The organism is Herbaspirillum sp. SJZ099, assembly GCF_007828355.1.
In the GTDB taxonomy this organism is placed as follows: Bacteria; Pseudomonadota; Gammaproteobacteria; order Burkholderiales; family Burkholderiaceae_D; genus Herbaspirillum.
In genome coordinates, this window is record NZ_VIUO01000001.1 from 695,704 (window position 1) to 719,321 (window position 23,618).

General features: G+C 61.8%; 20 protein-coding genes. 15 read left to right on the forward strand and 5 right to left on the reverse strand.

Annotated elements, in window-relative coordinates:
* The first annotated feature begins 36 nt into the window (after window positions 1-36).
* The 7 genes from FB597_RS03045 to FB597_RS03075 all read left to right on the forward strand — a co-directional run bounded on the left by FB597_RS03045 (window position 37) and on the right by FB597_RS03075 (window position 6,733).
* Window positions 37-846 carry a class I SAM-dependent methyltransferase gene (locus FB597_RS03045; RefSeq protein ID WP_141916224.1) on the forward strand — a complete coding sequence of 270 codons (810 nt, stop codon included), beginning with the start codon at window positions 37-39 and terminating at the stop codon, window positions 844-846.
* 181 nt (window positions 847-1,027) lie between these two features.
* On the forward strand, window positions 1,028-1,888 hold the full coding sequence (motA, locus tag FB597_RS03050; RefSeq protein ID WP_141916226.1) for a flagellar motor stator protein MotA: 861 nt from the start codon (window positions 1,028-1,030) through the stop codon (window positions 1,886-1,888).
* A gap of 64 nt (window positions 1,889-1,952) precedes the next feature.
* A complete protein-coding gene (gene motB / locus FB597_RS03055; protein ID WP_141916228.1) occupies window positions 1,953-2,882 on the forward strand; it encodes a flagellar motor protein MotB in 930 nt (309 codons plus the stop codon).
* A 37-nt stretch (window positions 2,883-2,919) separates the two neighbouring features.
* Window positions 2,920-3,474, forward strand: a complete 555-nt coding sequence (locus FB597_RS03060) for a chemotaxis protein (protein ID WP_141916230.1) — start codon at window positions 2,920-2,922, stop codon at window positions 3,472-3,474.
* 168 nt (window positions 3,475-3,642) lie between these two features.
* A complete protein-coding gene (locus FB597_RS03065; protein WP_141916232.1) occupies window positions 3,643-4,008 on the forward strand; it encodes a response regulator in 366 nt (121 codons plus the stop codon).
* A gap of 49 nt (window positions 4,009-4,057) precedes the next feature.
* A complete protein-coding gene (cheA, locus tag FB597_RS03070) occupies window positions 4,058-6,208 on the forward strand; it encodes a chemotaxis protein CheA (RefSeq protein WP_141916234.1) in 2,151 nt (716 codons plus the stop codon).
* Window positions 6,209-6,226: 18 nt separating this feature from the next.
* Window positions 6,227-6,733, forward strand: a complete 507-nt coding sequence (locus FB597_RS03075; protein ID WP_050467922.1) for a chemotaxis protein CheW — start codon at window positions 6,227-6,229, stop codon at window positions 6,731-6,733.
* 160 nt (window positions 6,734-6,893) lie between these two features.
* On the opposite strand, the gene FB597_RS03080 is transcribed toward FB597_RS03075, so the two are convergent.
* From FB597_RS03080 to FB597_RS03100, 5 genes are all read right to left on the reverse strand, one after another.
* Window positions 6,894-8,141 (reverse strand): DUF2863 family protein, encoded by a 1,248-nt coding sequence (locus tag FB597_RS03080; protein WP_144767992.1) that lies wholly within the window; start codon window positions 8,139-8,141, stop codon window positions 6,894-6,896.
* Between the two features lie 192 nt (window positions 8,142-8,333).
* Complete coding sequence (gene acnA / locus FB597_RS03085) at window positions 8,334-11,027, reverse strand: aconitate hydratase AcnA (protein WP_141916238.1); 2,694 nt, start codon at window positions 11,025-11,027, stop codon at window positions 8,334-8,336.
* Between the two features lie 146 nt (window positions 11,028-11,173).
* Window positions 11,174-11,692 carry a hypothetical protein gene (locus FB597_RS03090; protein ID WP_144767994.1) on the reverse strand — a complete coding sequence of 173 codons (519 nt, stop codon included), beginning with the start codon at window positions 11,690-11,692 and terminating at the stop codon, window positions 11,174-11,176.
* On the reverse strand, window positions 11,689-12,708 hold the full coding sequence (locus FB597_RS03095) for a CoA ester lyase (RefSeq protein ID WP_144767996.1): 1,020 nt from the start codon (window positions 12,706-12,708) through the stop codon (window positions 11,689-11,691). The genes FB597_RS03090 and FB597_RS03095 overlap by 4 nt, the downstream gene beginning before the upstream one ends.
* A gap of 79 nt (window positions 12,709-12,787) precedes the next feature.
* Window positions 12,788-13,777, reverse strand: coding sequence for a malate dehydrogenase (locus tag FB597_RS03100; RefSeq protein WP_141916244.1), 990 nt, complete (start codon window positions 13,775-13,777; stop codon window positions 12,788-12,790).
* Window positions 13,778-14,244: 467 nt separating this feature from the next.
* On the opposite strand from FB597_RS03100, the gene FB597_RS03105 reads away from it, so the two are divergent.
* The 8 genes from FB597_RS03105 (at window position 14,245) to FB597_RS03140 (ending at window position 23,611) form a co-directional block, all read left to right on the forward strand.
* The gene (locus tag FB597_RS03105) at window positions 14,245-15,030 is read left to right on the forward strand and encodes a GntR family transcriptional regulator (protein ID WP_141917026.1); all 786 of its coding nucleotides are present in this window, start codon (window positions 14,245-14,247) and stop codon (window positions 15,028-15,030) included.
* A 139-nt stretch (window positions 15,031-15,169) separates the two neighbouring features.
* Window positions 15,170-15,580, forward strand: coding sequence for a succinate dehydrogenase, cytochrome b556 subunit (gene sdhC, locus FB597_RS03110; RefSeq protein WP_141916246.1), 411 nt, complete (start codon window positions 15,170-15,172; stop codon window positions 15,578-15,580).
* A gap of 2 nt (window positions 15,581-15,582) precedes the next feature.
* Entirely contained in the window at window positions 15,583-15,945 is a 363-nt protein-coding gene (sdhD, locus tag FB597_RS03115; protein WP_141916248.1) for a succinate dehydrogenase, hydrophobic membrane anchor protein, read from the forward strand.
* A 3-nt stretch (window positions 15,946-15,948) separates the two neighbouring features.
* On the forward strand, window positions 15,949-17,727 hold the full coding sequence (sdhA, locus tag FB597_RS03120; RefSeq protein ID WP_141916250.1) for a succinate dehydrogenase flavoprotein subunit: 1,779 nt from the start codon (window positions 15,949-15,951) through the stop codon (window positions 17,725-17,727).
* An 11-nt stretch (window positions 17,728-17,738) separates the two neighbouring features.
* A complete protein-coding gene (locus FB597_RS03125) occupies window positions 17,739-18,449 on the forward strand; it encodes a succinate dehydrogenase iron-sulfur subunit (RefSeq protein ID WP_141916252.1) in 711 nt (236 codons plus the stop codon).
* Window positions 18,450-18,606: 157 nt separating this feature from the next.
* The gene (locus FB597_RS03130) at window positions 18,607-18,876 is read left to right on the forward strand and encodes a succinate dehydrogenase assembly factor 2 (protein ID WP_050467912.1); all 270 of its coding nucleotides are present in this window, start codon (window positions 18,607-18,609) and stop codon (window positions 18,874-18,876) included.
* Between the two features lie 148 nt (window positions 18,877-19,024).
* Window positions 19,025-20,326, forward strand: coding sequence for a citrate synthase (gene gltA / locus FB597_RS03135; RefSeq protein WP_141916254.1), 1,302 nt, complete (start codon window positions 19,025-19,027; stop codon window positions 20,324-20,326).
* Between the two features lie 420 nt (window positions 20,327-20,746).
* Window positions 20,747-23,611, forward strand: a complete 2,865-nt coding sequence (locus tag FB597_RS03140) for a 2-oxoglutarate dehydrogenase E1 component (RefSeq protein ID WP_141916256.1) — start codon at window positions 20,747-20,749, stop codon at window positions 23,609-23,611.
* Window positions 23,612-23,618 lie beyond the last annotated feature (7 nt).

The following is a 23,618-nucleotide window of genomic DNA, read 5'->3' on the forward strand; positions in this document are numbered from 1 at the left end:
CAGTACGCGTACACCTCCATGAGCCCGTTTGCATAGATGCCCGCAGACCAGAATGATTCCGGAGCGCGCCGCAAGCCTTTGCTGCAGACTCCGGCTATCCAGGCGTTGTTCTTCTTTTGCATTGGCTTGGTCAGCGCCAATGTGCTGGACGTGATTGCCCAGCGCGCCGGCCTTGCGCCATTTTCCCCTTTCCAGACATCATTGCTGCATGGCTTGATTGGTGCGCTGCTGGCGCGGCTGCGGCGCATGGCGGCCTGGTGGTGGTTCATCCTGCTGGTGTTCCCTGCAGCCGCACAGGGCGTGGCGCACTTGCATCTTCCTTCCTGGCTGTTCCTGGCCATCTTCCTGTTCATGCTGGTGTTGTTCTGGTCGACCTTCCGCAGCCAGGTGCCGTTCTATCCTTCCGGCCTTGCGGCATGGGATGCGGTGGCCGGGCTGTTGCCGGCCGGACGCCCGATCCGCTTCATGGATATCGGCAGCGGGTTGGGCGGCGCCGTGCTCAATCTCTCGCGGCGCCGGCCGGACAGCGAATTCACCGGTATCGAAATCGCTCCCTTGCCATGGCTGGTCAGCCGTGTACGCGCCGCCCTGGCGGGCAACCATTGTCGTTTTATCAGGGGCGACTACCTGCTGCTCGATTTTGCCGACTACGACGTCGTGTTCGCCTATCTGTCGCCGGCCGCCATGGTCGCGCTGTGGCAGAAGGCGTCGGCGGAAATGCGTCCCGGATCCTTGTTGCTCAGTTATGAGTTCCATATCCCGGGAGCGCCGCCGGACATCGTGGTGCAACCGGCCGGAGGCGGGCCGGCGCTGCATGGATGGCGCATATCGCCGGCCGCGCGCTAGCGGAAAGAGGGCGGCTTCCGAAATAAGGCGAGACGAAACGTATTAAGTTTCCCCGTTTTCAGCCGTAATCGAAAAGGAAGGACGTTTTTCGGATATGTATTCCCCCATTTGCTTGAATGGAATACATGTAATCTGACGAACGTGAAAATACACTCAACGCCACCGGGACGGGAGTAGGCACTTGCTAGTCATCATTGGATATGTCGTTGTCATGGCGTCCGTCTTCGGCGGATTTGCCCTTGCTGGCGGCCACTTGGGGGCGCTGTTTCAGCCAGTCGAACTGCTCATGATCGGCGGCGCGGCCGGCGGCGCGTTCCTGGTCGGCAACAGCAGCAAGGCCATCAAGGCCACGCTCAAGGCGTTGCCGTCGGTCCTGAAGGGATCGAAGTACACCAAGGCGCTGTACATGGAATTGATGGCGCTGCTGTTCGAAATCCTGACCAAGTCGCGCAAGGAAGGCCTGATGTCGATCGAAGGCGACATCGAAGAGCCCGAGAACAGCCCGATCTTCAGCAAGTACCCGGGCGTACTGGCCGACCATCACCTGATCGAATTCATGACCGACTACCTGCGCCTGATGGTGTCGGGCAACATGGACGCGTTCCAGATCGAAAACCTGATGGACAACGAAATCGAAACGCACCACCACGAAGGCGAAATCCCGGTGCATTGCATCGCCAAGCTGGGCGACGGCATGCCGGCTTTCGGTATCGTGGCGGCGGTGATGGGCGTGGTGCACACCATGGAATCGGTGGGCATCCCGCCTTCCGAGCTGGGTATGCTGATTGCGCACGCGCTGGTCGGCACCTTCCTCGGTATTTTGCTGGCATACGGTTTCGTGGGGCCGTTGGCGAGCCTGCTGGAACAAAAGCTGCACGAGTCGACCAAGATCTTCCAATGCGTCAAGGTCACCTTGCTGGCCAGCCTGAACGGGTATGCACCGGCGCTTTCGATCGAATTCGGCCGCAAGGTCCTGTTCTCGACCGAACGCCCGACCTTCCTCGAGCTGGAAGAGCACGTGAAGCAGGCGCGCAGCAAGTAAGGCGAACCGAACCGGCGACCATCGATTTTGACAGCAACCACCAGCACCGAGCAGGAGTAGAGACATGGCCGACGAAGGGCTACGTCCCATTATCGTAAAACGGATCAAGAAGGGGGGCGGCGGCCACCATGGCGGCGCCTGGAAGATCGCATACGCCGACTTCGTGACCGCGATGATGGCGTTCTTCCTGCTGATGTGGCTACTGGGTTCGACCGCCAAGGGCGATCTCAACGGTATTGCCGAATACTTCAAGACCCCGCTCAAGGTGGCCATGGCCGGCGGCTCCGGCAGCGGCGACGCCAATACCGTGCTGCCCGGCGGCGGCAAGGACCTGACCCGCCAGGACGGCCAGTTGCGCAAGGGCGAGAACGACGTCGTCACGCGCCGCCAGACCTTGAAGGAGGCGCAGCAGGAGCTGGAGCGCGCCGAGCGCGTCCGCCTGGAGCAGCTCAAGCAGCGCATCGAAAAGGCGATCGATTCCAATCCCACCCTGAAACAGTTCAAGAACCAGCTGTTGATCGATATCACGTCCGAAGGCCTGCGTATCCAGATCGTCGACGAAAAGAACCGTCCGATGTTTGCCTTGGCCAGCGCCCAGTTGCAGCCATACACCAAGGAGATCCTGCACGAGATCGGCAAGACGCTCAACGACGTGCCCAACAAGATCAGCCTGTCCGGCCACACCGATGCCACGCCCTATTCCAGCGGCGAGAAGGGCTACAGCAACTGGGAACTGTCGGCCGACCGCGCCAACGCTTCGCGGCGCGAACTGATCCTGGGCGGCATGGATGAATCCAAGGTGCTGCGCGTGGTGGGGCTGTCGTCGGCGGTCTTGCTGGACAAGGAAGATCCGTTTAACCCAATCAACCGCCGCATCAGCATCATCGTGATGAACAAGAAAGCAGAAGAGATGGTGGAAAAAGACAGCGGCTCGCTCAACGTCTCCACCGATGAGGACGTACAGGAAGGCTTGACCGGCCCTGCCAAGAATTGACGGGATGTTTAACTGACCACGGGGAAGAGGGCTGGAAATGCCGACACAGACAATGCTGCAGGAGTTGAAGCGCCTGCTGCTCGACACAGCCAGCGGAGGCAGCCGCCAATTGACGGAAGTGGAGTCGGATCTGGTCCAGACCAACATTCTGCTGGGCGAAGCCATCGGCAAGCTGGGCGGAAGCTTCATGGACCTGCACCGTTCGGTGCAGGCGCAGCAGCAGATCCTCGAAGGCCTGATGAATGGCGGCCAGGCGCTCGACGCAGAGAGCATCGAGAAGCTCAAGGAAACGCAGAATGCGGTGAGCCAGCATGTCAATGCCGCGGTAACGGGGCTGCAATTCCAGGATATGACCAGCCAATTGCTGGAGCGTATCGTGCGGCGTGTGATCGGCCTGCGCGAAGCATTGGGTGTATTGAGCGCCAACAGTTTCGAGATATTGCCCGAACAGGGGCAGACCGACCAGGAGCTGGAGAACTTGCTGGCCAATACCGTCAACTCCATGGAAGAACGGTTGACCATGCTGGAGCACGGGCTGTGGAAGGCGGTGCGGCAGACCCGCATGGAAAGCGGCGATATCGAGTTGTTCTAGGATCGCTGGCAGAGTGTCGATGGCAGGCAAGGCGCGCCGGGGTTGCGGATAGCGCGGGGGAAGGCAAGCGAGCAAGCGCGACGCCGCCGGCAGTACGGTTGGCAGCAATGGTGCGGCATAATCCGATATCGTGATCGATGTCCGTAATTGAAGAAACAGGGAGTAACAATGTCCAAAACGATTCTCGCAGTAGACGATTCCGGATCTCTGCGCCAGATGGTGGTATTCAGTCTGAAGGCTGCGGGTTACAGCGTCACCGAGGCGGTCGATGGCGTGGATGCGCTGGAAAAAGCCAAGGCGCAGACCTTTGACCTGGTGCTGACCGACCAGAACATGCCGCGCATGGATGGCTTGACGCTGATTCGCTCCTTGCGCGAACTGACCAGCTACCAGCGCGTCCCCATCCTGATGCTGACCACCGAGTTCAGCGATGAGATGAAGTCCAAGGGCAAGGCGGCCGGCGCCAACGGCTGGCTGGTCAAGCCGTTCGACCCGCAGCGCTTGACCGAGGTCGTCAAGAAAGTGATCGGCTGAATTTTCAGAAGAAGAACAACACGTACCGCATTCGTGACGGAGCCCAGGCATGAGCATTGATATGAGCCAGTTTTTCCAGGTGTTTTTCGACGAGGCCGAAGAAGGTCTCGCCGAAATGGAAAAGCTTTTGTTGGCCGTCAATGTCGCGTCGCCGGATCCGGAGGATCTGAACGCGATTTTTCGTGCCGCCCATTCCATCAAAGGCGGTTCATCGACCTTCGGCCTGACCGATATCGCCGAGGTCACGCATGTGCTGGAGTCGCTCCTGGACCGTATCCGCCAGGGCCAGATGGCCCTGACCGGCGAGCATGTGGATGCCTTCCTGGCTGCCAAGGATGTGCTCAAGTCCATGCTGGACGGCCACAAGCACGGCGCCGAGGTCGACCTGGATGCCGCCGGCGACGTGCGCATGCTGCTTGAGGCGCTGTCGCAGGGCAAGCGTTCCGCGCCGGCTGGCGCGGCCCCAGGCGCACCGGCAGGGGCGGGCGGCATGCGCAGCTATCGCATCGAGATGCCGGACATCGTCGACAAGGATGCAGAAGCATTGGCCGACGAACTGGCGATGCTGGGCAAGATCGCGAAATCGAAGTCGCCGCAAGGACGCTGGGTTTTCATCCTGGATACCGCCGAGCCCATCGATGACGTGGTGGCCATCTGCGCCTTCATCGTCAATGTTGCGGACCTGAAGATTTCACAGGCGCTTGGCCCGGCCACGGCCAGCGCCAAGGAAGAGGAACAGGGCTACGGTTTCTTCGATAACTTCACAACGCAGGAAGACCGGGAGCGCATCCGGGGCTATGGTTTCCTCGACAACCATACTGCCATCGAAGACCGGGAACGTACGCAGGGCTACGGCTTCTTCCCGCCCTTCGTGCCATTGGATCTTTCCGCCAGGAAGGCCGTGCCGGAGCCGGAACCGCACCAGCACCCGGATGAGGCGCCGTTGTCGATCACAGAAGGCGGCGCGCACGAGAAGAAGGCCGCCAAGGCCGGCGGCGCGGCGGCAGGCCATGAATCGTCGTCGATTCGCGTCAGCGTGGAAAAGGTCGACCAGCTCATCAACCTGGTCGGTGAACTGGTGATCACCCAGGCCATGATCGAACAGCGCGTCGGCAAGCTCGACCCGATGACGCACGAGCATCTGCTCAACAGCGTCAGCCAGTTGAGCCGCAACACGCGCGACCTGCAGGAATCGGTGATGTCGATCCGCATGATGCCGATGGATTATGTGTTTTCGCGCTTCCCGCGCATGGTGCGCGACCTGGCGGCCAAGTTGGGCAAGCGGGTCGAGTTCGTCACCCACGGCGCGGCGACCGAACTTGACAAGGGCTTGATCGAGCGTATCGTCGACCCGCTGACCCACCTGGTGCGCAACAGCATCGACCACGGCATCGAGTTGCCCGACGCGCGTCGCGCGGCCGGCAAGAGCGACGCCGGCACCTTATCCCTGTCGGCCGAGCACCAGGGCGGCAACATCATTATCGAAGTCTCCGACGACGGCGGCGGCCTGAACCGCGACAAGATCCTGGCCAAGGCCAAGTCGCAGGGCATGCCGGTGTCGGACAACATCAGCGACGCCGACGTCTGGCAACTGATCTTCGAACCGGGTTTCTCGACCGCCGAGCAGGTGACCGACGTGTCCGGCCGCGGGGTCGGCATGGACGTGGTCAAGCGCAACATCCTGGCCATGGGCGGCGCGGTGGATATCCGTTCCAGCAAGGGCTTCGGCACCACCATCTCGATCTCGCTGCCGTTGACGCTGGCGATCCTGGATGGCATGTCGATTCGCATCGGCGAAGAGGTGTATATCTTGCCGTTGGGGTATGTGGTTGAATCTTTGCAGCCGATGGCGCAAGATATCAAGGAAATCAGCGGACAAGGGAAAGTGCTGCGCGTTCGCGGCGAATACCTGCCATTGATACCGCTTTATCAGATTTTCAACATTGCGCCTTCGTTTACCGATCCGTCGCAAGGACTGGTGGTGATCCTGGAGTCCGACGGCAAGAAAGCGGCGCTGTTTGTGGACGACTTGATCGGGCAGCAACAAATTGTCGTAAAAAATCTCGAATCGAATTATCGAAAGGTGGCGGGCATTTCCGGTGCTACCATTCTGGGTGACGGCGGCGTCGCCCTGATTGTCGATGTGGCAGCGTTGCTGCGATCCAGCCGCCAACTGAATGACGAATCTGTATTTTCCTGATTTTTAAAGGGCCTCAATATGTCTGACACTGCATCCAAGAATCTTTCCGGCTTCGGCGAAAAAACCGACAGCAACGGAAATGAGTTTCTTGCCTTTACCTTGGGCAAGGAAGAATACGGCATCGATATTCTGAAGGTTCAGGAAATCCGCGGCTACGAGGCCGTGACCCGCATCGCCAATTCGCCCGATTTCATCAAGGGCGTGGTGAACCTGCGCGGCATCATCGTGCCCATCGTCGACATGCGCATCAAGTTCCAGCTGGGCGAGCCGACTTACGACCAGTTTACGGTCGTGATCATCCTCAATATCTCCGGCCGCGTGGTCGGCATGGTGGTCGACAGCGTGTCTGACGTGATCACCCTGACCCAGGAGCAGATCAAGCCGGCGCCGGAAATGGGCACCACCTTCGACTCCGATTACCTGATCGGCCTGGGCACGCTGGAACAGCGCATGCTGATTTTGGTCGACATCGACAAGCTGATGTCGAGCACCGAAATGGGGCTGATCGAAAAGCTGGCCGCCTGACGGAACCCGGCCGCAGTTCTCCGGAATCGGAGGAGACCAAGGCCGGATGGCGCGTCGCGCGCATTCGGAAAAAGCGGGCGGCAAAGCCCGATAGAGAAAAGGAAAAGGCATCTGCCGTCATGCGGCAGATGCCTTTTTTATTGCCGGTCCGGATCGGCGATCAGTGGAAATGCTCGGCCGGCGGCGGCGTGTCTTCCGGCATCTCGGCATGCACCAATTCCCCCTCGCGATCCGGGAACAGCGGGGCGCCGCAGTCATCGCAGAATTCCATCGTGAAGCGTTCCGTATGGTGCTTGATGTGGACGATGCCGCATTCGCGCAGCACGGTCAGGATCTCCTGCAACGGGCTGGGGGCCAGCGGCTCCGGCAAGGCGACGCCGGCCGGCATCAGCGGCGTCATGTCTTCGCCGCTTTCCTGTTCATACAATGGCCATACGGTGCCGTAGACCACGGTCGGGTCGCCGCCGATGGCAAAGCCGATGCGGTATTCGTCGACCTGGCCGTTGATGTCTTCGGAAAAGCCGCCAATGCTGGCATGCAGTTCGACCGAGGAAATATCCAGGGTCTGGGTCAGGAAGTAGTCCGCGGCACGGATCGAGGCCGGGCGGATGCGCTTGTCGGCCTCGCGGCAACCGAAGTAATAGGCTTGAGGCAGCAGCAGTTCGACATTGCAGCCGGGCAGCATGCGGGCAAGCAGGGGCGTGACTTGCTGCTTCCAGGCGTCGATGGCGGCGCTCTTGCCGGCCGAGAAATGGCTTTGCTGCTCGCTTTCCTGCCAGTGGAACAGGGCGCTGCCGCTCGGCACGGCGACGGCGGCGATCACGTAACGGGTATCGGCCAGGAAGGCGGCCGACGGTTGCTGCTCGCCGCGCAACTGTACCGGCGCATGCTTGAGCGCGGCCTGGCCGAGCTGCTGGGTGAGGGCGAAGACCTCGCTGTGATGGCGCGGCAACTGCTCGATCGCAAAGAGCGTGGGCGCCAGTGCCAGCTTGGCATCGTTGGCCAGCACATGGGCGTGCAGGTGGGCGGCCAGCGCATTTTGCATGTCGGCGGAGATGGCGCCGGAGGCGATCGAAAAGCGCGTCCAGGCCAGCACCGGCAGCACCAGCAGCTGCACGTCGTATTCTTTCCCTTCGAATTCAATGGCAGTCGATTCGCTGCCGGCCTCGACGGCTTCGATCAGCACGTCGTAGGCGTCCAGGTCGGCCTTGAAGAGATGATCCAGGGCGGCGTCGATGAGCGTCTGGTGGCCGGTACGCAAGAGCTTGTGCAGCAAGGCGTCCAGCGGTTTGAGCCAGGCCTTTTCCTCCAGCCGGCTGGAGGCTTGCGCAATGGCTTGCGCGAAGGTCACCAGGTGCTGGCTGTCGGAAGAAAGCTTGGAGGAAGAACGTTTGGCGGGACGACGCATGGGTGTGTTTCTGGGGGAGGTAGGGGAAACTTTGTATTGTAGATGATTTGGGCCCGAATTCCGGCCTTGGCGTGGTGCCGCGAGATCTCATGCGTGGGGGCAATAAAAAACGCCGGACAAGAGTGTCCGGCGTTTTTGTTTGGCCATGCCGCCCGTCTGCAGGCGGCATGGCCCTTTGCGACGTCCGCTTGCTTAAGCTGCCAGCAGTTGACGCAGCACGAACGGCAGGATGCCGCCATGCTTGTAGTAGTCCACTTCGATCGGGGTATCGATGCGCAGCAGCAGTTTGACTTCCTTGGTTTCGCCGTTCTTGCGGTGGATCACCAGGGTGGCTTCCTGTTGCGGCTTGATATCGCCGTCCAGGCCCTTCAGGTCGAAGGTTTCCTCGCCGGTGATGCCCAGGGTCTGGACGCTGTCGTTGCCGATGAACTGCAGCGGCAGCACGCCCATGCCAACCAGGTTGGAGCGGTGGATACGCTCGAACGAACGGGTGATCACCGCCTTCACGCCCAGCAGCTGGGTGCCCTTGGCGGCCCAGTCGCGCGAGGAGCCGGTACCGTACTCTTCGCCGCCGAACACCATGGTCGGCACGCCGTCCTTGATGTACTTCATGGCCGCATCGTAGATCGCCATTTGTTCGCCGCTCGGCTGGTGGACCGTCACGCCGCCTTCCACGCCCGGCACCATCAGGTTCTTGATGCGCACGTTGGCGAAGGTGCCGCGCATCATGATTTCATGGTTGCCGCGGCGCGAGCCGTAGGAGTTGAAGTCGGCCTTGAGCACGCCGTTGGCCTGCAGCCACTTGCCGGCCGGGCTGCTTTCCTTGATCGAACCGGCCGGGGAGATGTGGTCGGTAGTGATCGAATCGCCGAACACGCCCAGGGCGCGCGCGCCGGTGATGCCGGTTGCCGCGGCCTTGGGCGCTTCGGTGAAGGCCTCGAAGAACGGCGGTTCGGCGATGTAGGTCGATTTCGGCCAGTTGTAGACCTCGCCCTTGGCGACGCCCTTGATGGCTTCCCACAGCTTGCCCGGCGCGCCCTTGACGTCGGCGTAGTTGTCCTTGAAGGTCTTGGCGTTCATCGCGAACTTCAACAGCTTCTCGATCTCTTGCGAAGTCGGCCAGATGTCGCCCAGGAAGATGTCCTTGCCGCCCTTACCCTTGCCGACCGGTTGCGTCATCAGGTCGACGTTGACATTGCCGGCGATGGCGTAGGCCACCACCAGCGGCGGCGATGCCAGGAAGTTGGCGCGGATGTTCGGGTGGATGCGCGCTTCGAAGTTGCGGTTGCCCGACAGCACGGCCGCGGCCACCACGTCGTTCTTGACGATCGCTTCGTTCATGGCCGCGGTCAGGTCGCCGGCGTTGCCGATGCAGGTGGTGCAACCGTAGGCGGTCACGCCGAAGCCCAGCTTTTCCAGGTAGGGCAGCAGGCCTGCCGCTTCCAGGTACTTGGTCACCACGCGCGATCCCGGCGCCAGCGACGTCTTGATGTGCGGTGCGACCTTCAGGCCGGCTTCGACGGCCTTCTTGGCCAACAGGCCTGCGGCCAGCAGCACGCTCGGGTTGGAGGTGTTGGTGCAGGAGGTGATCGCGGCGATCAGCACGTCGCCGTTGTGCAGGTCGACGCCGTCGGCGTTCTTGTAGGTCGCGCCCAGGTCTTCAGCCTTCTTGTTGAAGCCATTCTCGGCCACCGGCTTGGTGAACAGGTCGGCGAAGGTGGACTTGACGTTGCCGATTTCGATGCGGTCTTGCGGACGCTTCGGACCGGCCAGCGACGGGGCGACGGTGCCCAGGTCCAGCGACACTTCCTGGGTGTAGTCGATCTGTCCTGCCTTGGGCACGCCATACAGGCCCTGCGCCTTGAAGTAGGCTTCGAAGGCGTCGATCTCGGCCTTGGTGCGGCCGGTGCCCTTGAAGTACTCGATGGTGGCGTCGTCGACCGGGAAGAAACCCATGGTGGCGCCGTATTCCGGGGCCATGTTGGCGATGGTGGCGCGGTCGGTCAGCGACAGCGACTCGGTGCCTTCGCCGAAGAATTCGACGAACTTGCCCACGACCTTGGTCTTGCGCAGCAGTTCGGTGATGGTCAGCACCAGGTCGGTGGCGGTGACGCCTTCGCGCAGCGCGCCGGTCAGGTTCACGCCGACCACGTCCGGGGTCAGGAAGTAGACCGGCTGGCCCAGCATGCCAGCTTCCGCCTCGATGCCGCCCACGCCCCAGCCGACCACGCCGATGCCGTTGATCATGGTGGTGTGGGAGTCAGTGCCCACCAGGGTGTCGGGGTAGTACACGCCGGACTTGTTGTGCACGCCGCGCGCCAGGTATTCCAGGTTGACCTGGTGCACGATGCCGAAGCCCGGGGGCACCACGCCGAAGGTGTCGAATGCCTGCATGCCCCACTTCATGAACTGGTAGCGCTCGTTGTTGCGCTGGAATTCCAGTTTCATGTTCAGGTCCAGCGCTTTCTTCTCGCGGAAGTGGTCGATCTGCACCGAGTGGTCGACCACCAGGTCGACCGGCACCAGCGGCTCGATGTTCTTGGGGTTCTTGCCCAGCTTGCTGGCGACGTTGCGCATCGCGGCCAGGTCGGCCAGCAGGGGTACGCCGGTGAAGTCCTGCAGCACCACGCGGGCGACCACGAACGGGATCTCGTCCACGCGCGCAGCCTTGGCGCCCCAATTGGCCAGTTCCTTGACGTGCTGTTCGGTGACCTTCTGGCCATCGACGTTACGCAAGACCGATTCCAGCACGATGCGGATGGAAACCGGCAGGCGGGAGATCTTCACGCCCAGCGATTTTTCCAGCGCTGGCAGCGAGTAGAACTTGCCTTTCTTGGAACCGGAAATCTTGAATTCCTTTAGGGTGTTCAATGTGTTGCGAGACATGGCCTCTTCTCCTTAGATGGCAATTAGTGATGTTAGCTAGTCGAATCCGGTTTGCGCTGCAATGTTCAAACTGCTGGGTGCTGCCTGATTCTGTTGACTCTGTATTACGGCAGGAATGCCAGGTTCCTGATGCTTCCTGTTTTGCGTCAGCTGTTGGGGGCGGCAGCCGTGGCGGCCTGCTGCTCGACGTTCTTGCATTCGTTGGCCAACTGCTGCCCCTTCTTGGAGTCAAGCAGCAGGCCCTTGGCGGGGATGCCGATCCAGACCAGGCCGACCTTGCGGTTCTCGAAGCGGTTGGCGCCGGTGGTGGTGGCGACGCGGGTCAGGCGGTGGATCCGCTTGTTCCAGCGCAGGGCGATATGCTTGTCGTCGTCGGCGTTCTTCCAGATGGTCAGCTTGTGGCCCAGCTCGCAGTTGAAGTCTGCGGAAAGGGTGCCGCCCAGTTCGGGTTCGCTGTCGTCATCTTCGGCGTCCGATGAGAACGGCATCTTGGCAGCGGGCACGGCCGCTGCTGCGGCGGCGGCAGCTTTCTTGGCCGGCGCCTTCTTGACGGCCTTCTTCTTAGCGGCGGTTTGCGTCGATGCGGTTTGCGCCTGGGCGGCGGGCAGGCCGGCGGCGGCGAACAGGGCGCCGAGCAGGGCGATTGCGGTCAGTTGTTTTTTCATGGACGGTGATTCGGTTGCTGAGAGGTTGATGGGGCGTTGCCAGCGGCAAACCAGGGCGCCGCTTGCGGCGGCAGCGCCACGCCGGCGGCATGGGCGCGTTGCAGGATGCACCAGAAATAACGATAGCTTGCCCGGTCGTGCAGATTTCCATCGTGCTGGATCGGCCCCCATTGCACTGCCTGGGCCTTGAGCAAAATGTGTGCCGCTTGATCGGCTTCCTCGACGGAAGGTGACATGGCATGCACGATCGGCCTGATCTGGTCCGGATGAATGCTCCACATCCGGGTATAGCCGAATTCTTGCGCCGCGCGTCGCGCATCGTCGGCGACGGCGGCGGGATTCCTGATGTCGGTCGTCACGTTGTGCGACGGCGTCTTGCCATGGGCATGGCAGGCGGCGGCGATTTCCAGCTTGGCGCGGCGCACCAGCGGATGGTCGAACTGCCCGGGAGAGCGCATCGCGGCGCTGGGAATCGCGCCGTAATGTGCGGAGACGAAATCCATCACGCCAAAAGAGAGCGATTCGACCTGCGGCAATGCCGCGATCTTCCATGCATCGGCCAGCGCGCCGTGGGTCTCGATCAGCACGTGCAGCGGCAGCGCATGGCGCCCGGCCGCAAGGCAGGTGTGGTTGATGGTTTCCAGCGCATACAGTACATCGTCGACGCCCTCGGCCTTGGGCAGCATCACGAACGCCAGCTCGTGCGCCGCGGCCGAGCAGATGATGGCAACGTCTTGCGCGAAGTGCGGGCTGCCGACGTCATGCACGCGCGCGCCGATGCGGCGGTAGCGGTTGTCGGGACCCTTGATCAGCGAGGCGACCAGTTGCGCATGTGCGGCCTCGTTGCCGGCGGCCGCGCCATCCTCGCAGTCGAGCGTGATGTCGAATACCGGGCCGAGTTCCTGCTGCAGGGCGATCGACTTGCGCATCAGCTTTTCGGAGCCGGCGTAGTGATCGCAAACCGGAAGCGAAACCGGTTGCTGCGCACCTGGGAACAAGACCTGGGAGGGATGCATTGCTGCGGAATGAATGGTTGTGTATTCAGTGAGAACTGCGCGGCGGCGGCAAGCCGCACGCCGCGCTGCAGTCGCTTAATTAGCCGACCAGGTGCTTGACGCCTTCGCGCTCTTCCAGCAACTCTTTGAGAGTGATGTTGATGCGCTCTTGCGAGAATGCGTCGATTTCCAGGCCCTGGACGATCTTGTACTCGCCGTTTTCGGTGGTCACCGGGAAGCCGAACATGGTGCCTTCGGGGATGCCGTAGGAACCGTCGGACGGGATGCCCATGGTGGTCCACTTGCCGTTGGTGCCCAGCACCCAGTCGCGCACGTGGTCGATCGCCGCGTTGGCAGCCGATGCCGCCGAGGACAGGCCGCGCGCTTCGATGATGGCCGCGCCGCGCTTGCCGACGGTCGGCAGGAACACGTTGGCGTTCCATTCCTGGTCGTTGATGGTGTCCTTCACGGACTTGCCGTCAGCGGTGGCGAAGCGGTAGTCGGCGTACATGGTCGGCGAGTGGTTACCCCACACGCACAGCTTTTCGATGGCGGAGACCGGCTTGCCGATCTTGGCGGCCACTTGCGACAGCGCGCGGTTGTGGTCCAGGCGCAGCATGGCGGTGAAGTTCTTGGCCGGCAGGTTGGGAGCCGACTTCATGGCGATGTAGGCGTTGGTGTTGGCCGGGTTGCCGACCACCAGCACCTTGACGTCGCGCGAAGCCACGGCGTCCAGCGCCTTGCCCTGCACGGTGAAGATCTGGGCGTTGGCTTCCAGCAGGTCCTTGCGCTCCATGCCGGGGCCGCGGGGACGGGCGCCGACCAGCAGGGCGATGTCGGCATCCTTGAACGCGGTCAGCGGATCGCTGTGGGCGGTCACGCCGGCCAGCAACGGGAAGGCGCAGTCGTCGATTTCCATGATGACGCCCTTGAGCGCCTTCTGCGCTTTTTCATCAGGGATTTCCAGCAATTGCAGGATGACCGGCTGGTCTTTGCCGAGCAGGTCGCCGTTGGCGATGCGGAACAGCAGGGAGTAACCGATTTGACCGGCGGCGCCGGTGACGGCAACACGCTTGGGGGCTTTAGCCATGTTGAATCTCCAAAGAGGTGATGAAAAAAAGCATTCCGGACTGCATCGAAGCGCACGTTGCGGTCGCGTCGCGTAAGGCGCGGCAGGGCCGTCTGCGGTTGCTTCTTGTTTGCGCAAGATGTCTTGCGCGTGTTCCTCAAATTCTTGTTAGACCGCCATGATACCGTCGAAAACGAAGGCAGTCAGTCGCTTTCGCGGGCAGCGCCGCCGGCCACGCAAAAAACCGTCGCACTCATGTCCGGCTCGCATAAAAATGCGGAATCCCGAAGGTCTAAATGCAATCGATTCTCGTTATCGTTGATTGGCCGGAAGCGCGCGTCGCGTCTGCGTTGCGGCTTTTCAGGTTGCTCGCGAGTGTAGGCCTGCGGAGGACGCGTGTCAATCAATATCTTATGTCTTATATAAGACATATTATTGCATCATTTTTGCTGGACGCCGGATGCGGTTTTGTGGTGAAATTCGGGGTTATGAGCTCGATCCTGCCCAATTCGAACAACGGTGACGCGCAAGGCGTGGGATCGGGTGTTGCCGGCCCCGCGCCGACCTTCAGTCCGCTGTACCAGCAGATCAAGGCGCTCATCATGCAGCGCCTCGAGGCCGGCGAGTGGAAGCCGGGCGAATTGATCCCCAGCGAAGTCGAGCTGGGCAACCGTTTCAAGGTCAGCCAGGGAACGGTGCGCAAGGCCATCGATGAGCTGGCGGCGGAAAACCTCGTGGTGCGGCGCCAGGGCAAGGGGACGTTCGTTGCCACCCATCATGAAACGCAGGCCCAATTCCGCTTCCTCCGCCTGATGGCCGACAGCGACGAGCCGCAGCGTCCGGAAAACAAGATTATCGAAGTCAAGCGCGTGCGCGCATCCGCCGAAGTGGCGAGGCAGCTGGATGTGAAATCCGGCGACTCGGTCATCTTTATCCGGCGGGTCAAGTACTTCAATGGCGTTCCCATCATCCTCGAAGAAATCTGGCTCCCTGGCGTGATCTTCAAGGGGCTGACGGCTGAACGTCTGGTGGAATACAAAGGGCCGTTATATGGCCTGTTCGAGTCGGAATTCGGGACCCGCATGATCCGCGCCGAGGAGCGCATCCGTGCCGTGGCGGCGGATCCTGAATCTGCGGAAATCCTGGGGGTTCCGCCCGACACGCCGTTGTTGAGTGTAGAGCGCGCTTCATTTACCTACGGCGACAAGCCGGTGGAAATGCGGCGCGGCCTGTATTTGACGACAAATCATCATTACCAGAGCGAACTGAGCTGACGTCCTGCGGGGCGCGTCCCCTGGGCGGAAGGGGGCGGTGGCTCCCCATTTGGCTGTGCTGCGAAGCGGAATAATGTTGGTGACGATTTGTAAAATAGGCGAAAATTGCAAGATTGTTTTAATCTGAGGAGAACCTTGTATGTCTGAAGCCGCTAAACCACAACGGCCGCAATTTCGTAACATACACCTTACCCAAATTGCTGGTTACCGTATGCCGCTGGCTGCGCTGGTGTCGATCATGCACCGCGTCAGCGGGCTGTTCCTGTTCCTGATGCTGCCTTTTATCCTGTATCTGCTGGATAACAGCCTGCTCTCCGAGGGCACTTTCGAGCATCTCAAGGGCATCGCCTCCAACTGGTGCGTCAAGCTGGTCATCCTCGCCCTGTCCTGGGCTTATCTCCACCACTTCTGCGCCGGCATCCGCCACCTGATCATGGACAACCATATCGGCCTGGACAAGGACAGCGCGCGCAAGTCGTCGGCCGGCGTTCTGGTCGTCAGCATCGCGCTGATGATCCTGGTTGCATTGAAACTGTTCGGAGCATTCTAAACATGGATAACAATATCGGTTCCAAGCGCCTCGTCGTCGGCGCCCACTATGGCCTGCGCGACTGGCTCGCGCAGCGCGCCACCGCAGTCGTGATGGCTGTCTACACCGTGATCTTGCTGGTGTGCTTCTTCACCTCCGTGCATTTCAGCTATGAAGGCTGGGGCGCGCTGTTCTCGCACCAATGGTTCAAGATCGCCACCTTCGTCACGCTCATGGCGCTGTTCTTCCACGCCTGGATCGGCGTGCGCGATATCTGGATGGATTACGTCAAGCCGGTCGCCCTGCGCCTGGTCTTGCAAGTTGCCACGATCCTGTGGCTGATCGGTTGCGCCGGCTATGCCGCGCAGATTCTGTGGAGAATGTAAATCGTGGCTGCTATCAAATCCACAATCACTACCCGCCGCTTTGACGCGGTCATCGTCGGCGCCGGCGGTTCCGGCATGCGCGCCTCCCTGCAACTGGCCGAGGCCGGCCTGAACGTGGCCGTGCTGTCCAAGGTCTTCCCGACCCGCTCGCACACCGTGGCCGCCCAGGGCGGCATCGGCGCTTCGCTGGGCAACATGTCGGAAGACAACTGGTACTGGCACATGTTCGACACCGTCAAGGGTTCGGACTACCTGGGCGACCAGGACGCCATCGAATTCATGTGCCGCGAGGCGCCCAAGGCGGTGTACGAGCTGGAACACTTCGGCATGCCGTTCGACCGCAATCCCGACGGCACCATCTATCAGCGACCGTTCGGCGGCCATACCGCCAACTTCGGCGAAAAGCCGGTGCAGCGCGCCTGTGCCGCCGCCGACCGTACCGGTCACGCGCTGCTGCACACGCTGTATCAGCGTAACGTGCGCGCCAAGACCCACTTCTTCGTCGAGTGGATGGCGCTGGACATCATCCGCAACGAAGAGGGCGACGTCCTCGGCGTGGTCGCGCTGGAAATGGAAACCGGCGAAATCATGATGCTGCACGCCAAGGCGACCCTGTTCGCCACCGGCGGCGCCGGCCGTATCTGGGCGGCATCGACCAACGCCTTCATCAACACCGGCGACGGCATGGGCATGGCGGCACGCGCCGGCCTGCCGCTGCAGGACATGGAGTTCTGGCAATTCCACCCGACCGGCGTGGCCGGCGCCGGCGTGCTGATCACCGAAGGCGTGCGCGGCGAAGGCGGCATCCTGATCAACAGCAACGGCGAACGCTTCATGGAGCGCTATGCGCCGACCTTGAAGGACCTGGCGCCGCGCGACTTCGTCTCGCGCTCGATGGACCAGGAAATCAAGGAAGGCCGCGGCGTCGGTCCGCACAAGGACCACGTCTTGCTGGATCTGCGCCACATCGGCGCCGACACCATCAAGAAGCGCCTGCCGTCGATCCTGGAAATCGCGCACAAGTTCGCCAACGTCGACGCGACCAAGGAACCGATCCCTGTCGTGCCGACCATCCACTACCAGATGGGCGGTATCCCGACCAACGTGTACGGCCAGGTGGTCGTGCCCAAGGGCGGCTCGCAAAAGGAAGTGGTGCAGGGCATGTACGCCATCGGCGAATGCGCTTGCGTCTCGGTGCACGGCGCCAACCGCCTGGGCACCAACTCGCTGCTGGACCTGGTGGTGTTCGGCCGCGCAGCGGGCAACCACATCGTCGGCAGCAATCTGCAAAACCAGAGCCACAAGCCGATCCCGGCCGGCGCGCTGGACCGTTCGCTCGAACGCATCGCGCGCATGGAAAACAGCACCGGTTCGGAGCGCGTGCAGGACGTCGCCAACGACATCCGCGCCACCATGCAGAAGTATTGCGGCGTGTTCCGTACCGATGCGCTGCTGCAGGAAGGCGTCAAGAAGATCATGGAGCTCGACGAGCGCCGCAAGCATGTCTCGTTCAAGGACAAGTCCAAGGTGTTCAACACCGCCCGCCAGGAAGCGCTGGAGCTGGACAACCTGATCGAAACCGCCAAGGCCACCATCACATCGGCCGCCGCCCGCAAGGAATCGCGCGGCGCCCATGCGCACAGCGACTACGAGCAACGCGACGACGTGAACTGGCTCAAGCACACGCTGTGGTTCTCCGAGGGGAATCGTCTCGACTACAAGCCGGTCAACATGCAGCCGCTGACCGTCGAGACATTTAAACCTAAAGCACGTACTTTCTAAGAGGTCGCAACATGACTCGCACTTTGAAATTCAAAATCTACCGTTACGATCCGGACAAGGACGAGAAGCCGTACATGCAGGACCTGACGGTCGAGTTGAAGCCCACCGACAAGATGCTGCTCGACGCCTTGCAGCGCATCAAGGCCGATGTGGACGACTCGCTGGCGCTGCGCCGCTCCTGCCGCGAAGGCGTGTGCGGTTCGGACGCGATGAACATCAACGGCAAGAACGGCCTGGCCTGCATCACCAACCTGAACGAGCTGACCGAACCCATCGTTCTCAAGCCGTTGCCGGGCCTGCCGGTCATCCGCGACCTGATCGTCGACATGACCAACTTCTTCAAGCAGTACGATTCGATCAAGCCTTACCTGATCAACGACAGCATCCCGCCCGAGAAGGAGCGCCTGCAGTCGCCCGAGCAGCGTGAGGAGCTCGACGGCGTGTACGAGTGCATCCTGTGCGCCTGCTGCTCGACGTCGTGCCCGTCGTTCTGGTGGAATCCGGACAAGTTCGTCGGCCCGGCCGGCCTGCTGCAAGCCTACCGCTTCATCGCCGACAGCCGCGACGAAGCCACCGGCGCCCGCCTGGACAACCTGGAAGACCCGTACCGCCTGTTCCGTTGCCGTTCCATCATGAACTGCGTCGATGTCTGCCCGAAGGGATTGAACCCCAACGCGGCCATCGGCAAGATCAAGGAACTGATGGTGCGCCGCGCGGTTTAAGCGGCAAGGAAAGCAGTACGAGCCGCCCGCGGCGCTGCCCAGCCGGGCCGCGGACGGTTCGAAACGGGAAGCAGGGTACAGGGGCTTCCCGCTGCCGAACACGGAACGCCGGGATTCGGTAGTATTAAAGATGAAAAGTATAGAAGTGAGCGAGTTCATGACTACCCGTCACCAGGATGATCCGGCAAAGCGCGCACGACTGCGCTGGCGAGCACGCCGAGGCTTGCTGGAGAACGATCTGATCTTGACGCGCTATCTCGATGCCAACGAGGCCGGGATGAGCGACGAAGAGGTCGATGCGTTTTCGCGGCTGATGGACCTGTCCGACAACGACCTGATGGACTTGCTGCTGGCTCGCAAGGAGCCGGAGGCGGCAGTTGACCTGCCGCACGTGCACACGTTGTTGCAAAAACTGCGTACGGCCTGATTTTGCGCCTGGCCACAAGCCAGACGGATTTTGCTCGAACGCGGCCTGCTTTTTTCACGCCACCCAGCGCATCGGATCACGGATGCCGCCAGGCAACGCGGTCGCGGTTTTGATTAACGGTTTCACCATCCCAGCAAAAGGAAAAGCTATGTCTAATACCGATATCAAAGCTACCCTGTCGTTCTCCGACGGGTCTCCATCCGTAGATTTTCCTGTCTACAAGGGCACCATCGGCCCTGACGTGATTGATATCCGCAAGCTGTACGCCGGCACCGGCAAGTTCACCTACGACCCGGGTTTCATGTCGACCGCAGCCTGCAACTCCTCGATCACCTACATCGACGGCGACAAGGGCGAGCTGCTGTACCGCGGTTATCCGATCGAACAACTGGCAGTGAATTGCGATTTCCTGGAAACTTGCTACCTGCTGCTGCACGGCGAGCTGCCCAATGCCGCCCAGAAGACTGAATTCGTCAATACCGTGACCCAGCACACCATGGTCCACGAGCAGATGAACTTCTTCTTCCGCGGTTTCCGCCGCGACGCGCACCCGATGGCGGTGCTGACCGGCTCCGTGGGCGCGCTGTCGGCCTTCTACCATGATTCGCTGGACATCAGCAATCCGGTCCACCGTGACGTGTCGGCTATCCGCATGATCGCCAAGCTGCCGACCCTGGTGGCGATGGCATACAAGTACAACATCGGCCAGCCGTTCGTGTATCCGCGCAACGACCTGTCGTACAGCGCCAACTTCATGCGCATGATGTTCGCCAACCCGTGCGAGGAGTACAAGGTCAACGACGTGCTGGTGCGCGCGCTGGACCGCATCCTGATCCTGCACGCCGATCACGAGCAGAACGCATCGACCTCGACCGTGCGCCTGTCGGGCTCGTCGGGCGCCAACCCGTTCGCATGTATCGCCGCCGGCATCGCCTGCCTGTGGGGCCCGGCGCACGGCGGCGCCAACGAAGCCGCGCTGACCATGCTGGAGAGCATCGGTTCGGTCGACAAGATCCCCGAGTTCATCAAGCAGGTCAAGGACAAGAACTCCGGCGTCAAGCTGATGGGCTTCGGCCACCGCGTCTACAAGAATTACGATCCGCGCGCCAAGCTGATGCGTGAAACCTGCTACGAAGTCCTGAACGAGCTGGGCCTGCACGACGACCCGCTGTTCAAGCTGGCCATGGAGCTGGAAAAGATCGCGCTGGAAGACGACTACTTCGTGTCGCGCAAGCTGTACCCGAACGTCGACTTCTACTCGGGCATCGTGCAACGCGCGCTGGGCATCCCGACTTCGATGTTCACCTGCATCTTCGCCATGGCCCGTACCGTCGGCTGGATCGCGCAATGGAACGAAATGATCTCGGATCCGGAGCAAAAGATCGGCCGTCCGCGCCAGTTGTTCGTCGGTTCGCCGCGCCGCGATGTGGCGCCGATCGACAAGCGCTGAACGAACGCCGGGAGCTGCCGGGGCGGAGTTGGCCGGCTGGCAACAACGGACGGGCGTGCACCCGGTTCCTGTTTGTCCCGCGATCGGGGCGGTAGGGGCCGGCGCGGCGCTTCAGGCCGCTGTTGGCGGTTTGAAACGCCCCGCGCAAGCCGCAGCAAATAAAAAAGCGAATCCTGAGGGATTCGCTTTTTTATTGGGGAGAAGGATATATAATTCCGTAGCCCTGACTGGACGACCCTAGTAGAGCTCATTGCATCGGCAGGCGCTGGCGCCTGCCGATGCAATGGGTTCTGATACAGAAGTTCATATAGGCAACAAGGTCCTTCCCCACAACTTGATGCAATCCGCTAACCGGTCAGGCCGTGTCGCGGAAGGTGTAGAAACCCGCTAATCTCGCGAAACGCGAAGAAAGGTGAGCAAATGACAAAGCTCTACGAGCAATACAACATCAACTCCTACCTCTTCGGTGGGAATGCTCCGTACCTGGAAGAACTGTACGAAGCCTATCTCGACAATCCCGGATCCGTCCCCGACAACTGGCGCGCCTACTTCGACGCCGTCCAGCACGTTCCCGCCACCGATGGCTCGAACCGTCCCGACGTCGCCCACGCACCCGTCATCGCCTCGTTCGCCGAGCGCGCCAAGCAAGGCCCGATCCGCACCGTCATCGCCTCCGCCGACTCCGACATGGGCCGCAAGCGCGTCGCTGCCACCCAGCTGATCGCCGGCTACCGCGACCTCGGTTCCCGCTTCGCCAACCTGGATCCGCTGCAGCGCCAGGAACGCCCCAATATCCCCGAACTCGATCCATCCTTCTACGGCTTCACCGATGCCGACATGGATATCGTGTTCAACATCAACAACACCTACTTCGGCCCTGAGACCGCATCGCTGCGCGACTTGCTGCAGATGCTGCGCGACACCTACACGCGCTCCATCGGCGCCGAATTCACCTACATCTCGGACATGGCCGAAGTGCGCTGGCTGGAAGAGCGCCTGGAGCCGACCCGCGCCGCGCCCAGTTTCTCGGCCGAGAAGAAAAAGCACATCCTGGAACGCCTGACCGCGGCCGAAGGCCTGGAGCGCTATCTCCACACCAAGTACGTCGGCCAGAAGCGCTTCTCGCTGGAAGGCGGTGAAAGCTTCATCGCCTCCCTGGATGAGACCATCCAGCGCGCCGGCGAAAACGGCGTGCAGGAAATCGTGATCGGCATGGCCCACCGCGGCCGCCTGAACGTGCTGGTCAACATCCTGGGCAAGACCCCGCAGGAACTGTTCTCCGAATTCGAAGGCCATCACGCTGATGACCTGCCGGCCGGCGACGTCAAGTACCACCAGGGCTTCTCGTCCGACGTCTCGACTCCTGGCGGCCCGGTCCACCTGTCGCTGGCGTTCAACCCGTCGCACCTGGAAATCGTCAACCCGGTGGTGGAAGGCTCGGTCAAGGCGCGCATGGATCGCCGCGGCGACAAGGACGGCTCGCAAGTGCTGCCGATCCTGGTGCACGGCGACGCCGCCTTCGCCGGCCAGGGCGTCGTGATGGAAACCCTGAACCTGGCGCAGACCCGCGGCTACGGTACCGGCGGTACCGTGCACATCGTGATCAACAACCAGATCGGCTTCACCACCTCCGACCCGCGCGACTCCCGTTCGACGCTGTACTGCTCGGACGTGGTCAAGATGATCGAGGCCCCGGTGCTGCACGTCAACGGCGACGATCCGGAAGCCGTCGTGTTCGCGACCCAGATCGCCGTCGACTACCGCATGAAGTTCAAGAAGGACATCGTGGTCGACATCATCTGCTTCCGCAAACTGGGCCACAACGAGCAAGACACCCCGGCGCTGACCCAGCCGCTGATGTACAAGAAGATCGCCCAGCATCCGGGTACCCGCAAGTTGTACGCCGACAAGCTGGCAGCTCAGGGCACCATCGCCGCCAACGGCGGCGAGGAGCTGGTCAAGGCCTTCCGCGCCGCGATGGACGCCGGCAAGCACACCATCGATCCGGTGCTGACCAACTTCAAGAGCAAGTACGCGGTCGACTGGCTGCCGTTCCTGAACCGCAAGTGGACCGACGCGGCCGAAACCGCCGTGCCGCTGGCTGAACTGAAGCGCCTGGGCGCCAAGATCACCACCATCCCCGAAGGCTTCAAGGCCCACTCGCTGGTCGAGAAGGTCATCAACGACCGCGCCGCCATGGCCCGCGGCGAAATGAACCTGGACTGGGGCATGGGCGAACACCTGGCCTACGCGTCGCTGGTGTCGTCCGGCTATGCCGTGCGCCTGACCGGCCAGGATGCCGGCCGCGGCACTTTCGTGCACCGCCACGCCGTGCTGCACGACCAGAACCGCGAGCGTTGGGATGCCGGCACCTATGTGCCGCTGCAAAACGTCGCCGAAAACCAGTCGACCTTCACCGTCATCGACTCCGTGCTGTCGGAAGAAGCGGTGCTGGGCTTCGAATACGGTTATTCCACCGCCGAACCCAACACCCTGACCATCTGGGAAGCCCAGTTCGGCGACTTCGCCAACGGCGCCCAGGTCGTGATGGACCAGTTCATCAGCTCCGGCGAAGTGAAGTGGGGCCGCGCTTCGGGCCTGGTGCAGATGCTGCCGCACGGCTATGAAGGCCAGGGCCCCGAGCACTCCTCGGCGCGCCTGGAGCGTTACCTGCAGCTGTGCGCAGACAACAACATGCAAGTGGTGCAGCCCACCACCGCCGCGCAGATCTTCCACCTGCTGCGCCGCCAGATGATCCGCCTGTTCCGCAAGCCGCTGATCATCATGACGCCCAAGTCGCTGCTGCGTAACAAGGATGCCGGCTCGCCGCTGTCCGACCTGGCCAAGGGTTCGTTCCAGACCGTGATCCCGGAAGTCGACGAATCCATCGACGCCAAGAAGGTCAAGCGCGTGATCGCCTGCTCGGGCAAGGTCTACTACGACCTGGTCAACGCCCGCAAGGAACGCGGCCAGACCGACACCGCCATCATCCGCGTCGAGCAGTTGTACCCGTTCCCGCACAAGGCGTTCGCCGCTGCCCTCAAGCAGTTCCCGAACTTCAACGAACTGGTGTGGACCCAGGACGAGCCGCAGAACCAGGGCGCATGGCTGCAGATCCAGCACAACATCTTCGAGAACCTGTCCGAAGGCCAAAAGCTGGCTTATGCAGGCCGCCCGGCCAGCGCGTCGCCTGCCGTGGGTTACTACGACAAGCACTACGCACAGCAGAAGGCGCTGATCGAAACTGCATTCTCGAAGCTCAAGGGCTTTGTCCTGACCAAATAATTATTGT

What these genes read in the sequence shown, in the direction of transcription:
- FB597_RS03045 (WP_141916224.1), top strand. Translation starts at nt 37, where the DNA reads ATGCCCGCAGACCAGAATGATTCCGGAGCGCGCCGCAAGCCTTTGCTG.
- motB (WP_141916228.1), top strand. Translation starts at nt 1,953, where the DNA reads ATGGCCGACGAAGGGCTACGTCCCATTATCGTAAAACGGATCAAGAAG.
- FB597_RS03060 (WP_141916230.1), top strand. Translation starts at nt 2,920, where the DNA reads ATGCCGACACAGACAATGCTGCAGGAGTTGAAGCGCCTGCTGCTCGAC.
- FB597_RS03065 (WP_141916232.1), top strand. Translation starts at nt 3,643, where the DNA reads ATGTCCAAAACGATTCTCGCAGTAGACGATTCCGGATCTCTGCGCCAG.
- cheA (WP_141916234.1), top strand. Translation starts at nt 4,058, where the DNA reads ATGAGCATTGATATGAGCCAGTTTTTCCAGGTGTTTTTCGACGAGGCC.
- FB597_RS03075 (WP_050467922.1), top strand. Translation starts at nt 6,227, where the DNA reads ATGTCTGACACTGCATCCAAGAATCTTTCCGGCTTCGGCGAAAAAACC.
- FB597_RS03080 (WP_144767992.1), bottom strand. Translation starts at nt 8,141, where the DNA reads ATGCGTCGTCCCGCCAAACGTTCTTCCTCCAAGCTTTCTTCCGACAGC.
- acnA (WP_141916238.1), bottom strand. Translation starts at nt 11,027, where the DNA reads ATGTCTCGCAACACATTGAACACCCTAAAGGAATTCAAGATTTCCGGT.
- FB597_RS03090 (WP_144767994.1), bottom strand. Translation starts at nt 11,692, where the DNA reads ATGAAAAAACAACTGACCGCAATCGCCCTGCTCGGCGCCCTGTTCGCC.
- FB597_RS03095 (WP_144767996.1), bottom strand. Translation starts at nt 12,708, where the DNA reads ATGCATCCCTCCCAGGTCTTGTTCCCAGGTGCGCAGCAACCGGTTTCG.
- FB597_RS03100 (WP_141916244.1), bottom strand. Translation starts at nt 13,777, where the DNA reads ATGGCTAAAGCCCCCAAGCGTGTTGCCGTCACCGGCGCCGCCGGTCAA.
- FB597_RS03105 (WP_141917026.1), top strand. Translation starts at nt 14,245, where the DNA reads ATGAGCTCGATCCTGCCCAATTCGAACAACGGTGACGCGCAAGGCGTG.
- sdhC (WP_141916246.1), top strand. Translation starts at nt 15,170, where the DNA reads ATGTCTGAAGCCGCTAAACCACAACGGCCGCAATTTCGTAACATACAC.
- sdhD (WP_141916248.1), top strand. Translation starts at nt 15,583, where the DNA reads ATGGATAACAATATCGGTTCCAAGCGCCTCGTCGTCGGCGCCCACTAT.
- FB597_RS03125 (WP_141916252.1), top strand. Translation starts at nt 17,739, where the DNA reads ATGACTCGCACTTTGAAATTCAAAATCTACCGTTACGATCCGGACAAG.
- FB597_RS03130 (WP_050467912.1), top strand. Translation starts at nt 18,607, where the DNA reads ATGACTACCCGTCACCAGGATGATCCGGCAAAGCGCGCACGACTGCGC.
- gltA (WP_141916254.1), top strand. Translation starts at nt 19,025, where the DNA reads ATGTCTAATACCGATATCAAAGCTACCCTGTCGTTCTCCGACGGGTCT.
- FB597_RS03140 (WP_141916256.1), top strand. Translation starts at nt 20,747, where the DNA reads ATGACAAAGCTCTACGAGCAATACAACATCAACTCCTACCTCTTCGGT.